The sequence below is a fragment of the Streptomyces celluloflavus genome, from assembly GCA_000720995.1.
Taxonomy (GTDB): Bacteria; Actinomycetota; Actinomycetes; order Streptomycetales; family Streptomycetaceae; genus Streptomyces; species Streptomyces celluloflavus.
Map to the genome: position 1 here is coordinate 36,968 of JOEL01000051.1, position 13,626 is coordinate 50,593.

The 13,626-nt window shown below is 72.2% G+C and carries 10 protein-coding genes and 1 riboswitch; of the genes, 7 read left to right on the top strand and 3 right to left on the bottom strand.

Going from position 1 to position 13,626, the window contains the following annotated elements; all coding sequences use genetic code 11:
- Nucleotides 1-287 precede the first annotated feature (287 nt).
- The 6 genes from IH09_RS30330 to def all read left to right on the top strand — a co-directional run bounded on the left by IH09_RS30330 (nucleotide 288) and on the right by def (nucleotide 6,760).
- Nucleotides 288-992, top strand: coding sequence for a sigma-70 family RNA polymerase sigma factor (locus tag IH09_RS30330; protein WP_190233451.1), 705 nt, complete (start codon nucleotides 288-290; stop codon nucleotides 990-992).
- Nucleotides 989-1,396 (top strand): mycothiol system anti-sigma-R factor, encoded by a 408-nt coding sequence (rsrA, locus tag IH09_RS30335; RefSeq protein WP_052860724.1) that lies wholly within the window; start codon nucleotides 989-991, stop codon nucleotides 1,394-1,396. Before IH09_RS30330 ends, rsrA begins: the two co-directional genes overlap by 4 nt.
- A gap of 161 nt (nucleotides 1,397-1,557) precedes the next feature.
- Nucleotides 1,558-3,129 (top strand): HD-GYP domain-containing protein, encoded by a 1,572-nt coding sequence (locus IH09_RS30340; protein WP_052860725.1) that lies wholly within the window; start codon nucleotides 1,558-1,560, stop codon nucleotides 3,127-3,129.
- Between the two features lie 287 nt (nucleotides 3,130-3,416).
- Complete coding sequence (locus IH09_RS30350) at nucleotides 3,417-4,592, top strand: HD domain-containing protein (protein WP_052860727.1); 1,176 nt, start codon at nucleotides 3,417-3,419, stop codon at nucleotides 4,590-4,592.
- Between the two features lie 478 nt (nucleotides 4,593-5,070).
- Nucleotides 5,071-6,057: a tetratricopeptide repeat protein gene (locus tag IH09_RS30355; protein WP_052860728.1), complete on the top strand. Its 987-nt coding sequence runs from the start codon at nucleotides 5,071-5,073 to the stop codon at nucleotides 6,055-6,057.
- Between the two features lie 58 nt (nucleotides 6,058-6,115).
- The gene (gene def, locus IH09_RS30360) at nucleotides 6,116-6,760 is read left to right on the top strand and encodes a peptide deformylase (protein WP_052860729.1); all 645 of its coding nucleotides are present in this window, start codon (nucleotides 6,116-6,118) and stop codon (nucleotides 6,758-6,760) included.
- A gap of 91 nt (nucleotides 6,761-6,851) precedes the next feature.
- Here def and IH09_RS30365 read toward each other — a convergent pair whose 3' ends face one another.
- The 3 genes from IH09_RS30365 to IH09_RS30375 form a co-directional block, all read right to left on the bottom strand.
- Nucleotides 6,852-8,822: a transglycosylase domain-containing protein gene (locus IH09_RS30365; RefSeq protein WP_052860730.1), complete on the bottom strand. Its 1,971-nt coding sequence runs from the start codon at nucleotides 8,820-8,822 to the stop codon at nucleotides 6,852-6,854.
- Between the two features lie 173 nt (nucleotides 8,823-8,995).
- Complete coding sequence (locus tag IH09_RS30370; protein WP_240150593.1) at nucleotides 8,996-9,952, bottom strand: ribonucleotide-diphosphate reductase subunit beta; 957 nt, start codon at nucleotides 9,950-9,952, stop codon at nucleotides 8,996-8,998.
- 119 nt (nucleotides 9,953-10,071) lie between these two features.
- Nucleotides 10,072-12,519 carry a ribonucleoside-diphosphate reductase subunit alpha gene (locus IH09_RS30375; RefSeq protein WP_190233452.1) on the bottom strand — a complete coding sequence of 816 codons (2,448 nt, stop codon included), beginning with the start codon at nucleotides 12,517-12,519 and terminating at the stop codon, nucleotides 10,072-10,074.
- Between the two features lie 162 nt (nucleotides 12,520-12,681).
- Nucleotides 12,682-12,827: riboswitch (cobalamin riboswitch) on the bottom strand.
- Between the two features lie 129 nt (nucleotides 12,828-12,956).
- On the opposite strand from IH09_RS30375, the gene IH09_RS30380 reads away from it, so the two are divergent.
- Complete coding sequence (locus tag IH09_RS30380) at nucleotides 12,957-13,544, top strand: Uma2 family endonuclease (RefSeq protein ID WP_052860732.1); 588 nt, start codon at nucleotides 12,957-12,959, stop codon at nucleotides 13,542-13,544.
- Nucleotides 13,545-13,626 lie beyond the last annotated feature (82 nt).

Consider the following 13,626-nt stretch of genomic DNA (forward strand, 5'->3'; position numbering starts at 1 on the left):
CGGGACCGCAAGCGCCGCACGGGCCGTACGGAACCGTGAAAGGCGGGAATGAGCCACGGGGCCCGGCTGTTGTGCCATGCGTAGGAACGCGTACGTCCGGCGAAGCATGAGGATGGGGAGTACACCGCATGGGAACCGCTTGCCTGGCCCGACGGGCCGCCGACCTGCCGTGGTCACCGACGGAGGTCCCGCAGCACGCCATGGCTGGAGCGGCGGGGGCAGTAGATCGTCGTCTATTCTCCGATTCGAGTGGATCCGCATCCGGATCCGTCACGGCGTTGGAGGAGGTGGGTCCGGTCACTGGGACCGACGCAGGGACCGACGGCACGGCTGAGGAGAGCCCTGCGAGCCGGAAGGAGAGCGACGCCGAGCGCAACGCGCGCTTCGAGCGGGACGCGCTCACCTTCCTGGACCAGATGTACTCCGCCGCGCTGCGCATGACGCGCAATCCGGCCGACGCGGAGGACCTGGTGCAGGAGACGTACGCGAAGGCGTACGCGTCCTTCCACCAGTTCCGGGAGGGCACGAACCTCAAGGCGTGGCTCTACCGCATCCTCACGAACACGTTCATCAACTCCTACCGCAAGAAGCAGCGCGAGCCGCAGCGCAGCGCCGCCGAGGAGATCGAGGACTGGCAGCTGGCGCGCGCCGAGTCGCATATGTCGACGGGGCTGCGCTCCGCCGAATCGCAGGCGCTCGACCATCTGCCCGATTCGGATGTCAAGGCCGCGCTCCAGGCGATTCCCGAAGAGTTCCGCATCGCGGTCTATCTCGCGGATGTCGAGGGCTTTGCGTACAAGGAGATCGCGGACATCATGGGGACACCTATCGGCACGGTGATGTCCCGTCTGCACCGCGGCCGGCGCCAACTGCGCGGCATGCTGGAGGACTACGCCCGTGAGCGCGGGCTGGTCCCGGCCGGTGCGGGGGCTGCGAACACGCAGGCCGCGCAGGCGTCGGGGTCGCACGACCGGAAAGGCTCGGGATCATGAGCTGCGGAGACCCGCACGACAAAGACTGTTCAGAGGTCCTTGATCACCTCTACGAGTATCTCGACCGCGAGATGCCCGCGGGGGAGAGCGAGAAGTTCCAGGTGCACATCGACGAGTGCTCGCCGTGCCTGGCGACGTACGGCCTGGAACAGGCCGTCAAGAAGCTCGTCAAGCGGTGCTGCGGCCATGACGACGTCCCCTCCGACCTGCGCTCCAAGGTCATGGGCCGGATCGAACTGATCCAGGCCGGCGAAGTGGTGTCCGAGGCGAGCGTGCGCGACCAGGCCGCCCGTGAACAGGCGCAGCGGGAGCGGGCGGCCGACGCCGCGAGCTCCGGCTCCGCCGCGGCCTGCGCCGACGGCGACGCGGGCGATGCACGCCCCGAGGCCGCCCGCGCCGAATAAGGCGGCGCATCACCCTAAGGGGTGAGGGGCGAGGTGATTCGTCCCGCCCGATCCGCTGATGTACCTTCTCCGGCGCCTCAGCCCCTCTATTCTCACCGAACTCACGCGTGTCACGGATGCGGACGCGTGCGACGAGCGGTGGGCACGGGGGAGGAGGCGCGATGCGGGAACTTCCGGCGGCCGCGCGGGGGTACATCGCCGGCGCGGCCCTGGCCGCGGCGCTGTGCGCGGCCCCCGCGGTACTGCTCGGCGCCGAAGCCCCCTGGGCCACCGCTCTGGTACTGGCCGCCCTGTACGGACTGTGCGGGCAGGTGCGCCGCTGTGAGGTGACGGGCTGTCATCTGCCGTTCACCACGGGCTTGTTCCTCCCCGTCCTGCTGACCGCGGTCTTCCTGCTGCCCCCGCCGCTCGCCGCCCTGGTGGCGGTCCCGGGAGCGCTGATCGCCCCGGTCGAGGAACGGTCGGCCGCCGCCCGCAAGATCTGGCACGCCGCCGAGCTCGCGCTGGCGACCTGCGCGGCCGCCCACGTCTTCCGGGCCGTCGGCCACCAGCCGCTGTCCGCACCGCAGTTCCCCCTCCTGCTGCTGCCCGCGGCGGCGGCCGCCGGCACCTTCAGCGCGGTGCTCGCGGTGCTGGACGGCGGGGTGCTGATCGCCGCCGAGCGGCACCCGGCGCGCACCGCCTGGCGCGGGCTGCTGCCCCGCTCACTGGGGCCGCATCTCGTCCACGGGCTCGCCGGGCTGATGATGGCGGTGCTGTGGCACAGCTCGTACGGGCCGCTCGCGGCGCTGCCGGTGCTGCTGCCGATGCACATCTCCTGCTGGGTCTTCGCCCAGTACCACCGCGAACGCGCCGCCCACCGGGCCACCGTCCGCGCCCTCGTCCAGGCCGTGGACATCAAGGACCGCTACACGCGCGGACACAGTGAGCGGGTCGGCCGCGCCTCGGTGATGATCGGCCGGGAGCTGGGCCTGGCCGAGGACCGGCTGGAGGTGCTGCGCATCGCCGGCATCCTGCACGACGTGGGCAAACTCGGCGTCCCCACCCGGCTGTTGCGCAAGGACGGGCCGCTGACCCCGCAGGAGCGCGACGCCATCGAGCTGCATCCCGAGTACGGGCACGAGATCGTCCGCGGAATCGGCTTCCTCGGCGAGGCACGGGCCGCGATCCTGCACCACCACGAGCGGGTGGACGGCCGCGGCTACCCGCACGGCCTGTCCGGAGCGCAGATCCCGGAGCTGGCCCGGGTGGTCGCGGTGGCGGACGCCTTCGACGCGATGACCTCCACCCGCTGCTACCGGCGGGCCCGCCCGGTGGCGGCCGCACTGGCGGAACTGCGTAACTGCGCCGGGGCGCAGTTCGACCCGCGGATGGTCCGGGCGCTGGCCGCGTCGCTGGAGCGGCACGGCTGGCATCCGGATCCGGTACCGCCGGCGGAGGCCGGGGCGGGCGTGGCCGGGGATGCGGCGGTGCGCGGCGCCGTGGTGCCCGTCGGCGCCGCGCAGGCGGACGCGGGCGCCGCGCCGGGCGGCAGAGGAAACGTCCCGCCCCGGCGGCCGGAGGCGGCGCCGGAGAGCACGGGGGCCCGGCCGGGCGACGACACCGGCGGGCGGGGGGACCGCACGGGCCACGCGGCGGCCGGACCGGCGGGCCGCGGCGGGCGGCCCGGTCCCGCCGGGCCCGGCCGGCGGGACGGGCGCCCGGGGCGGGCCCGGCGGGACGGTGCCAGGTGAGCGGCGGACCGGGGGAGCCCGCCGGGGGGCCCTTACGGGGCGCGCGCCGCCGGGGCGAGCAAGAGGAGCGGGCGGCGGACCACGGCCCGGCGGCCGGGCGCGCGGACGGCCGGACGCCGGGTGGGCGCGGTGGAGGCGGCCGGGCGGCGGACGCCCCCGGTGGCGGGCACGGGACCGGCCCCGGTACGCAGGGCCGCCGCCGCGGCGCCGCCGTCGTCGTCGCCGGTGTCCACACGGCGGCCGCGGCGCTCGTCTGCTGGGGGCTCGTCCGCACGCTCCGCGACGGCGTGGCGGAGCCCGAGATCGCGCTGGTCTTCGGGCTGCTGATCGCGGTGGGCGAGGTGCTGCGCCGGGGGCCCGTACGGACGGCCCCGCCCGGCCGGGGATCCGGCGAGCGGGCGAGCGCGCCGCTCGGGGCGGCCGGCGCGCTCGCCTACGCGCTGCTCGGGGCGGCCGGCGGCCGGCCGACGACGCACGGGGTGGCGCAGACCGTGGCCGTGGTCGCGGCGGCCTGCCTCGCCGGGCTCGTCCCGCGGGTGGCCGGCGGCCGGGGCGCGGCCGCCGACGATCTCGTACGCCGCGTCCTGACCGCCGGATTCGCCGCCGCCTGCTTCCAACCCCTCTACAACAGCGGCACCTTGACCGGCTGGCTGGCGGACGGCCCCGCTTATCCGCTCTTCATGGTCACGGTGCTCGCGCTCGCCGCGCTCTGCGACGCGGTGCTGGCCGCCACACTCACCCGCGCCCGTACCGGCTGGCCGTACGGTCCGCTGCTGCGCGACGAGTTGCGGTCGCTGCTGGGCATCGGCTCCGCCATCTGCGCCACGGGGGTGGTCATCTCGCTCGGCACCGCGGTCGCCGGGCTGTGGGCGCTGCCGGTGTTCTGTCTGCCGCTGCTGCTCACCCAGTTCGCCTTCCGCAGGTACGCCGCCGTACTGGCCACCTACCGCCAGACCATCGCCTCGCTCGCCCGCGCCACCGAGATCGCCGGCTACACCCGGCCGGGCCACGCCCGCCGGGTGGCCCGGCTCAGCCGCGCGGTCGGGCGGGAACTGGGCCTGGGCGCGGCGGACTTGGACGTACTCGAATACGCCGCCCTGATGCACGACATCGGACAGCTCTCGCTCCTGGACCCGGTGCCGGCCGGTGCGACCGCGCCGCTGGCGCCCGCGGAACAGCGCCGCATCGCGCTGCTGGGCGGCGCCGTGGTGCGGCAGACCGGGGTGCCGGAGGCGGTCGCGGTGATCGTCGAGCGGCAGGCGGATCCGTTCCGGGACCAACCGGTCACGGCGCGCATCGTCCGCACGGTCAACGCCTACGACGATCTGGCGGCGGAGTCTGCCGGACCCGGGGGCCCGGCGCGCGCCCTGGAGCGGCTGCGGCGCGCCACCGCGCGGGAGTATGAGCCACGCGTCGTCGAGGCGCTCGCCCGGGTCCTGGCGCGCGGCGGCCGTACGGCGTGAGAGGGGACCGGAGCGCGGGTGTTCGCGCGACGCGGAACAGGAATGCCGCGCTCCGCAGGGCGGGCGGCGCCCCGCCGGGAGACCGCGTCCGCCCCGTACTCCCTCAGGTGCCGTACCCGTCGTCCAGGCCCCGAGGGCGGCACCAGAAGGCCGGGGAAGCGGCTCTGCCGCAGGTCCGGGGCGTCCTGGCCCGCGCCGGGCCCCCGGGCGTCCCCGGGTGGCGCGCGGCGGCTCGTCTCACATGGTGGAACCGATGGGTAATGAGCGCCCGCCGAGACGGGCATGGTTGGATGCGAAGGAAGCCCCTCCCAAGGGGGTTCAGGGGGGCGGCGGAGGGCAAGGAGCCGCACAGGGGCGCAGTTACGGGCTGACCCCGGCGGCAATCTGTGGCAGGTTGTCGAGTGAGCCCCCAAGACGGCCCCGGGCACCGCTCGGGACACCTTCGCAGCGGCATCGAGAACAACAGCAGGCGGGAATCGTGAGGATCTTCGGCAAGGTACGGCACCGGCCCTCCGCCTCGTGGCGGCAGGCGACCGACCGCGCTTTCACGCTGATCGGCGACGGCCGTTACGACGACGCGGGCGCACTGCTGACCCGTGCCGCCGATATGGAGCCGTGGCTGTCGGAGTCCTGGTTCAATCTCGCGCTGCTGCACAAGTTCCGGCACGACTGGGAGCAGGCGCGGGCCGCCGGGCTGCGCGCGGTCGCGCTGCTGGACCGCGAGTCCGGGGCGCCCGACTGGTGGAATGTCGGCATCGCCGCCACCGCCCTCCAGGATTGGCCGCTGGCCCGCCGCGCCTGGCAGGCGTACGGCCTCCGGGTCCCCGGCGAGGGGTCGCCGTCCGGTGAACCGGTCGGGATGGACCTGGGCAGCGCCGCGGTCCGCCTCTCGCCCGAGGGTGAGGCCGAGGTGGTCTGGGGCCGCCGGCTGGACCCGGCCCGGATCGAGGTGCTGTCCATCCCGCTGCCGTCCTCCGGGCGGCGCTGGGGCGAGGTGGTGCTGCACGACGGCGTCCCGAACGGCGAGCGGATCACCGCGGCCGGGCCCTCGTACCCGGTGTTCGACGAGATCGAGCTGTGGGCGCCCTCACCGGTCCCCACCTGGGTGGTGCTGCTGGAGGCGGCCACCGAGGCCGACCGGGACGCCCTGGAGCGGCTGGCGGCCGACGCCGGTTTCGCCGCCGAGGACTGGTCGTCGTCGGTGCGGCTGCTGTGCCGTACGTGCTCGGAGAGCCGGATGCCCAGCGACGAGGGCGACGGCGAGCACCTGGACCCGCACGACCACAGCGAGCCGGGCCACCCCGGGCCGCTCGGGCACCGTACGGCGGGTTCCGGCTCGCTGTGGCTCCCGGAGCGCGAGTGCGGGATCGCGGCGCCCGCCGCCCTGGTGCGCGGGCTGCTGGACGGCTGGGTCGCGGACAGCCCGGACAGCAGGGAATGGCGGGACCTCGAAGAGGTCTGCTGAGCGCCCCCGTAGTCTGTAGGGCGACTAATCAGGGATTTCAGGAAGGCGTACGGCGGAGATGGCCCAGCAGCCTGTGTTTGACCAAGACGGTGAGCAGCGCGTGGACGACGCGTTCATCGACGACACGACGGACGCGGCAGAGCGCGAGGCCGCCCACCGCGAGCGCGGCACCTCGCGGCCGATCACGGTCGTCGGCAACCCGGTGCTCCACAAGGAGTGCAAGGACGTCACGGAGTTCGGCGACGAGCTCGCGCAGCTCATCGACGACATGTTCGCCAGCCAGCGGACCGCCGAGGGCGTGGGCCTGGCCGCGAACCAGGTCGGCGTGGACCTGAAGGTCTTCGTCTACGACTGCCCGGACGACGACGGTGTCCGGCACACCGGCGCGATCTGCAACCCCGTCCTGGACGAGCTGCCGCCCGAGCGCCGGATCCTGGACGACTCCAACGAGGGCTGCCTGTCGGTGCCCGGCGCGTACGCCCCGCTGGCCCGCCCCGACTACGCCGTGGTGCGCGGCCAGGACGCGCAGGGCAATCCGATCGCGATCGAGGGCACCGGCTACTTCGCGCGCTGCCTCCAGCACGAGACCGATCACCTCTACGGCTACCTCTACATCGACCGGCTCTCCAAGCGTGACCGCAAGGACGCGCTCCGGCAGATGGCCGAGGGCGAACCGCGCTACCCGGTCGTCGCCAACGCCTGACCGGCACCGCACACGCGACGCCGCCGGGCCCGGATTCCGCCGGGCGCGGCGGCGTCGCGCTGTCGTGGTGCCGCGGGTGCGGCTCAGGAGCTCAGGGGGTGCCCTGGTAGGCGGCCCAGATCTGGGGCGGAATGGACGTGCCCAGCTCGGTCTTGGGACCGCCCACGCCCTGCATGGGCAGCAGCTGGGGCGCTCCCGGCTTGTTGCGGAACATGGTGATGGCGGTGGTCGGTTCGCCGGCGGTGACCGGTTCACCGGCGTCGGGCGCACCGCCGGTGGGGCCGGGGGTGCCGATGAACCACGCCGACTTCTGCCGGTCACCGGGCAGGGTGGCGCCCGCCGCGACCGGCTTGTCGTCCGGCGCGGCGGGCACGGCCTGGCGTCCGCCCGCATCGTCGGCCGGGTCCGTGCCCTTGGCGTCCGCGGCCTCCTCAGGTTTCAGGCGCGTCGTGAGCCAGCCCAGCGACTCCAGCACCCCGGCCATCTGCCGGGCCTGGAAGGGCGTGAGGACCTCCTTGGGCGCCGGGCGGGTGAAACCGTCCACCGGCTCGCCGTCCAGGGTCATTTTCGTCACCGCGTACGGCTCGGAGTGCCGCCCCCCGTTGGCGAAGGTGCCGTACGCGTTCGCCAACCGGATTGCGCTGGGCGCCGAGGTGCCGAGCGGGAAGGTCTGCTCCAGGCGGGCCATGCTCTCCTTGCGCAGCCCCGCGGCCACCGCCATGTCCCGGATCTTCTCCAGCCCGAGGCTCTTCCCGGCCTGGACGAACGGCTGGCTCTTGGAGTTCAGCAGCGCCCCGCGCAGCTCCCCGAAACGGCGGTCCGCGGTCGCCATCACCGAGGGCGAACCGCTCCGCTCGCTCAACTCCTGTGCGGCGGCCGCCAGGACGAACGGTTTGAAGGCGGAACCGGCCGGGACGGCGGAGGTGTCCGCGTTGTTGATGAAGTGCTTGGTCGCGTCGGCGCCGCCGTAGAGGGCGAGGATCGCACCGTCCTTGGGCCGCACGGACGCCGCGCCGAACTCCACGAAGGTGTCGGCGGCGCGCTGCTTCGGGTCGATCGTCTTCTTGCGGACATCGGTCACGGCCTTTTCCAGCCGGCGGGTACGCGCTTTGTCGAAGGTGGTGTAAATGCGGTAGCCGCCGCGCAGCAGGTCCTTGTCGGTCAGATCGGTGGCGCTCTTGATGAACTTGTTGGCGACGTCGATGAGATAGCCGGTCTGGCCGGCCTGGCTGGTCGGCTTGACCAAGGCGCGCGGCTCCGGGAACTCCCGGTATTTCGCCCGCTCCGCCGCGGTCATCACACCGGTCTCCACCTCCCGGTCGAGTATCCACTTCCAACGCTCCTCGGCCCGCTCGTGGTTGGCCTTGTTCAGGCCCGGGTCGTACAGCTCGGAACCCTTCAACAGGGCGGCCAGCAAGGCGCCCTGACTGGCGTTCAACTCCTTCACGTCGACGCCGTAGTACGCGTGCGCGGCCGCCTGGACACCGTACGAATCGCGGCCGAACCAGCTGGTGTTGAGATATCCCCGCAGGATTTCCTTCTTGTCCCGCTGATTGCTCAGTTTCAGTGCGATGAAGAATTCCTTGACCTTGCGGGTGACCGTCTGGTCCTGCGAGAGATAGGTGTTCTTCACGAACTGCTGGGTGATGGTGGAACCGCCCTGGGCGTCCTCGCCGGAGACCATGTTCACCACGGCGCGGCCGATGCCCTTGAGGGAGACGCCGGAGTCGCTGTAGAAGGTCTCGTTCTCCGCGGCGATCACGGCGCGCTGGACGGACTCCGGCACCCGGTCGAGGGGGACGTTCTGCCGGTTGACGGCGCCGACGCTCACCATCTGGCTGCCGTCCGCCCAGTAGTAGACCGTCGCCTCCTTCCGCGCGAGGGCGTTCTCGCCCGGTATGTCGACGTTGGCGTAGATGATGGCGAACGCCGTCGCGAGGGCGAGGACCCCGCACGCGAAGACGCTGAGCCACTGTCTCCACGACGGCAGCCAGCGGCGGGGGCCCTCCCGTCCCCGACGTGGATAGTCAATGAACCGACGACGCCCCTTCGTGCCTTTCATGCCCACCTAGATGTGGTGGGAGAGGCTCCGGTTGCCACCTGACCGAATGGTCGGCTTTGGGGGCGGCCGGGTGAAGGGGCGTCGCAGCGTGGGGTGTTGAGGATTTCGGGCGGTGGGGGACGTACCGGGAGAGGTCCCCCGGCACGCCCCCGGAACGTCTCCCGGGGCGGACCCTAGAACTCGTCGTCGAAGGAGACCGAGCCCTCGACGGCGGTCTGGTAGGCGGAGGCCCGGCGCTCGAAGAAGTTGGTCAGCTCCTGGACGTTCTGGAGCTCCATGAAGGAGAACGGGTTCTGCGAACCGTAGACCGGCGCGAAGCCCAGCCGCTGGAGCCGCTGGTCGGCGACGCACTGGAGGTACTCGCGCATCGACTCGGTGTTCATGCCCGGCAGGCCCTCGCCGCACAGGTCCCGGCCGAACTGGAGCTCCGCCTCGACGGCCTCCTTGAGCATGTCCGTGACCTGCTGCTCCAGCGTCTCGTCGAAGAGGTCGGGCTCCTCGGCGCGCACCGTGTCGACCACCTCGAACGCGAAGTTCATGTGCATCGTCTCGTCGCGGAACACCCAGTTGGTGCCGGTCGCCAGGCCGTGCAGCAGACCGCGCGAACGGAACCAGTAGACGTAGGCGAAGGCCCCGTAGAAGAAGAGCCCCTCGATGCAGGCCGCGAAGCAGATGAGGTTGAGCAGGAAGCGCCGGCGGTCCGCCTTCGACTCCAGCTGGTCGATCTTCTCGACCGAATCCATCCACTTGAAGCAGAACTGCGCCTTCTCCCGGATGGACGGGATGTTCTCCACGGCCGCGAAGGCGGCGGCGCGGTCGTCCGGGTCGGGGAGGTAGGTGTCCAGCAGCGTCAGATAGAACTGGACGTGCACGGCCTCCTCGAAGAGCTGCCGGGACAGGTACAGCCGCGCCTCGGGGGAGTTGATGTGCTTGTAGAGCGTCAGCACCAGGTTGTTGGCCACGATCGAGTCGCCGGTCGCGAAGAACGCCACCAGCCGGCCGATCATGTGCTGCTCACCCGGTGAGAGCTTGGCCAGGTCGGCCACGTCGGAGTGGAGGTCCACCTCCTCCACGGTCCAGGTGTTCTTGATCGCGTCGCGGTAGCGGTCGTAGAAGTCCGGGTACCGCATGGGGCGCAGCGTCAGCTCGAAGCCCGGGTCGAGAAGGTTCTTGGTGCCGGTCGCGGGACCGTTGCCGAGGGCGGCGGCGGGGGCCGGGACGGTGGTCTGGTCGGGGGAGGGGTGGGACATTACTGGCATGCCTCGCAGGACTCGGGGTTTTCCAGGGAGCAGGCGACGGCCTCGGGGTCGGTGGCCTGCTGCGGAACGGGGACGGTCGGGGCGGCGGTGGCGGCGGCGGTGCCGCGCGCCGACTGGGCGATCCGGGTCGCCGGGCGCGAGCGCAGGTAGTACGTCGTCTTGATACCGCGCTTCCACGCGTAGGCGTACATCGAGCTGAGCTTGCCGATGGTCGGCGACGCCATGAAGAGGTTCAGCGACTGGCTCTGGTCCAGATAGGGCGTACGGGCCGCGGCCATGTCGATCAGGGCGCGCTGCGGGATCTCCCAGGCGGTCCGGTACCGCGCCCGGATCTCCTCGGGGATCCAACCGAGGTCCTGCACCGAGCCGTTGGCCTCGCGCAGCGCGTCACGGGTGCGCGCGTCCCACATGCCGAGCGACTTGAGTTCCTCGATCAGATACGTGTTGACCTGGAGGAACTCGCCGGACAGCGTCTCACGCTTGAAGAGGTTGGAGACCTGCGGCTCGATGCACTCGTAGACGCCCGCGATGGAGGCGATGGTGGCGGTCGGCGCGATGGCCAGGAGAAGCGAGTTGCGCATCCCGGTCGCCGCGACCCTGGTCCGCAGCGCGGCCCAGCGGTCCGCCCAGCGGGGCTCGGCGTCGGGGTAGTGGTCGGGGTGCAGCACACCGCGCGCGGTGCGGGTCGCGGACCACGCCGGGTGCGGGCCGTGCCGCTCGGCGAGGTCGGCGGACGCCTCGTACGCGGCGAGCATGATGCGCTCGGAGATCCGCGTCGACAGCTCCCGCGCCTCGGGCGAGTCGAAGGGCAGCCGCAGCCGGAAGAAGACGTCCTGGAGGCCCATCAGGCCCAGCCCGACCGGGCGCCAGCGGGAGTTGGAGGTGCCGGCCTGCTCGGTCGGGTAGAAGTTGATGTCCACGACGCGGTCGAGGAAGGTGACGGCGGTGCGGACGGTCGCGTCCAGCCGCGCCCAGTCCATCTCGCCGTCCTCGCCCAGGTGGGCGGCCAGGTTCACGGAGCCCAGGTTGCAGACGGCCGTCTCCCCGTCGTCCGTCACCTCCAGGATCTCGGTGCACAGGTTGGACGAGTGGACGACCTTGCCGGGCTCGGCGGTCTGGTTGGCGGTGCGGTTGGCGGCGTCCTTGAACGTCATCCAGCCGTTGCCGGTCTGCGCCAGGGTGCGCATCATGCGGGAGTACAGCAGCCGGGCCGGGATCTGCTTGAGCGCCTTGCCCTCGGCCTCGGCCCTGCGGTACGCGGCGTCGAACTCGTCGCCCCACAGGTCCACCAGCTCCGGCACGTCGGACGGCGAGAACAGCGACCAGTCGGCGTCCGTCTCGACCCGGCGCATGAACTCGTCCGGGATCCAGTGCGCGATGTTCAGGTTGTGCGTACGGCGGGCCTCCTCACCGGTGTTGTCGCGCAGCTCCAGGAACTCCTCGATGTCGGCGTGCCAGGTCTCCAGGTAGACGCAGGCGGCGCCCTTGCGCCGGCCGCCCTGGTTCACCGCGGCCACCGAGGCGTCCAGGGTGCGCAGGAACGGCACGATGCCGTTGGAGTGGCCGTTGGTGCCGCGGATCAGCGACCCGCGGGCGCGGATCCGGGAGTACGAGAGGCCGATACCGCCGGCGTGCTTGGAGAGCCGGGCGACCTGGTGGTAGCGGTCGTAGATCGAGTCGAGCTCGTCCAGCGGCGAGTCCAGCAGATAGCAGGAGGACATCTGCGGGTGGCGGGTGCCGGAGTTGAAGAGGGTGGGGGAGGAGGGGAGGTAGGAGAGCGAGCTGGTGAGGCGGTACAGCTCGGCGACATCGTCCAGCGCGGCCACCGAGTCGTTCTCCGCCAGACCGCAGGCCACCCGCAGCAGGAAGTGCTGGGGGGTCTCGATGACCTGCCGGGTGGTGGGGTGGCGCAGGAGGTAACGGGAGTGCAGGGTGCGCAGCCCGAAGTAGCCGAACCGGTCGTCGGCGCCGTCGGCCAGGGCCCGGCCGACGAGCGCGTCCAGGCGGGCCGCGTGGGTCCGCACGAACGCGGCGGTCGCGTCGGCGATCAGGCCCTCGCGGTGGCCGGTCTCGACCGAGGCGGAGAAGGAGACGGCGCCCTGGCCCGCGGCCTCCTCCGCGATGGCGCGGGTGAGCAGGCGCGCGGCGAGCTTGGAGTACTGCGGCTCGTCGCCGATCAGTCCTGCCGCCGCGTCGATGGCCAGTGACCGCAGCTCGGCCTCGTCGGAGCCCGGGTGCCGGCCGCGGAGCGCGGCGGCGGCCACCTTGCCGGGGTCGGTCGCGGTGAGGTCCTCGGTCAGCTCGGTCAGGGTGCGCAGCAGGGCGACCCCCGGACCGTCCTCGCCCGCTCCGGCACGGCCGGCGGGGACGCCGGGCGTGGCCACCGCGGGCTGTCCGACCTCGGCGTCTGACGCGGGCTCCGTTGGCGCGATGGTCACGTGGTGCTCTCCCTCACTCGGCGGGGGCCAGGAGGGGCGGGGCGCGACGGGCGCACGCGGGCATGCGGCACCCCGATACGGTTCGGGATGCGCGGGCACACCGCGCGGCGTCCACCGGCCCAACCCGCGAGGCCCGGACGTATCGACACCCGCACCGATGGCGGCGCGGACGTACCGTCGGCAGGTCCTCGGACTCACGGGCGCGCGAAGGGGCCGAATGGCCATATATGCGCGCTCATACACCGTTGCGGGACAGTTCCGGATTCCCACCGGATTTCCCTGCGGCGACAGCGAGGACGAGCATACATGTGGGGGTGGCCCCTCGCGCGCACCCCCACATGTAGTGAGTCGTGAGTGATGGAGCGGTATCTGTCAGTGGCCTCCGCTATCGTCGGTTCTACGATTCCTGCTCCCTCTGACAGCGAGGAGAAGGCCCCATGACCGCGCTCGCCGACCGGCCGCACATCCTGCTCACCGAGCACTTCGAAGAGGCCGCCCGGATACTCGCACGCTTGGAGGAAGGCGCGCGGCTGGAGTTCATCGACGGGAAGATCAGGAGCAAGCCCATGCCGGACGGGGATCACGGGCGGATCGTCGAGTGGCTGATGCGTCATTGCATCCAGTCGCGCCCCGAACTGTGGCTCTACCCGGACCAAGGACTCAAGGTGCAGGCGTACCGCAGCGGCCGCGCCCGTCCGGACGGCTCGCTCGCGGCCAGTGGTGCTTTCGTCGGCCAGGGCGAATGGGCCGATCCCGACCCGGTGCTGATGGTTTTCGAGGTCACCTCCTACGACTCCGACACCGACCGGCGTGACCGGGTGGAAAAGCCCCGCGCGTACGCCGAGACCGGTATCCCGCTCTTTCTGCTGATCGACCGCGAGGCCGGTCAGGTGACGCTCCACAGCGAGCCCGACGGCGTCCGCTACGAGGATGTGCGCACCGTGCCGTTCGGCCGGACGCTCCGTCTGCCGGACCCGGTGGGCATCACGCTCGAAACCGAGGCGCTCAAGGACTGGGTGGGCTGAGCAGGCGCGGACGGTGCGCCTCGCTCCGGCACACCAACGGGCCGCCGCGCCCCGGAGGGGACGCGGCGGCCCGTTGACCGCG

Excerpts from the sequence above, each read along its gene's own strand:
- rsrA (WP_052860724.1), top strand. The coding sequence starts at position 989 with ATGAGCTGCGGAGACCCGCACGACAAAGACTGTTCAGAGGTCCTTGAT.
- IH09_RS30340 (WP_052860725.1), top strand. The coding sequence starts at position 1,558 with ATGCGGGAACTTCCGGCGGCCGCGCGGGGGTACATCGCCGGCGCGGCC.
- def (WP_052860729.1), top strand. The coding sequence starts at position 6,116 with ATGGCCCAGCAGCCTGTGTTTGACCAAGACGGTGAGCAGCGCGTGGAC.
- IH09_RS30365 (WP_052860730.1), bottom strand. The coding sequence starts at position 8,822 with ATGAAAGGCACGAAGGGGCGTCGTCGGTTCATTGACTATCCACGTCGG.
- IH09_RS30370 (WP_240150593.1), bottom strand. The coding sequence starts at position 9,952 with ATGCGGTACCCGGACTTCTACGACCGCTACCGCGACGCGATCAAGAAC.
- IH09_RS30380 (WP_052860732.1), top strand. The coding sequence starts at position 12,957 with ATGACCGCGCTCGCCGACCGGCCGCACATCCTGCTCACCGAGCACTTC.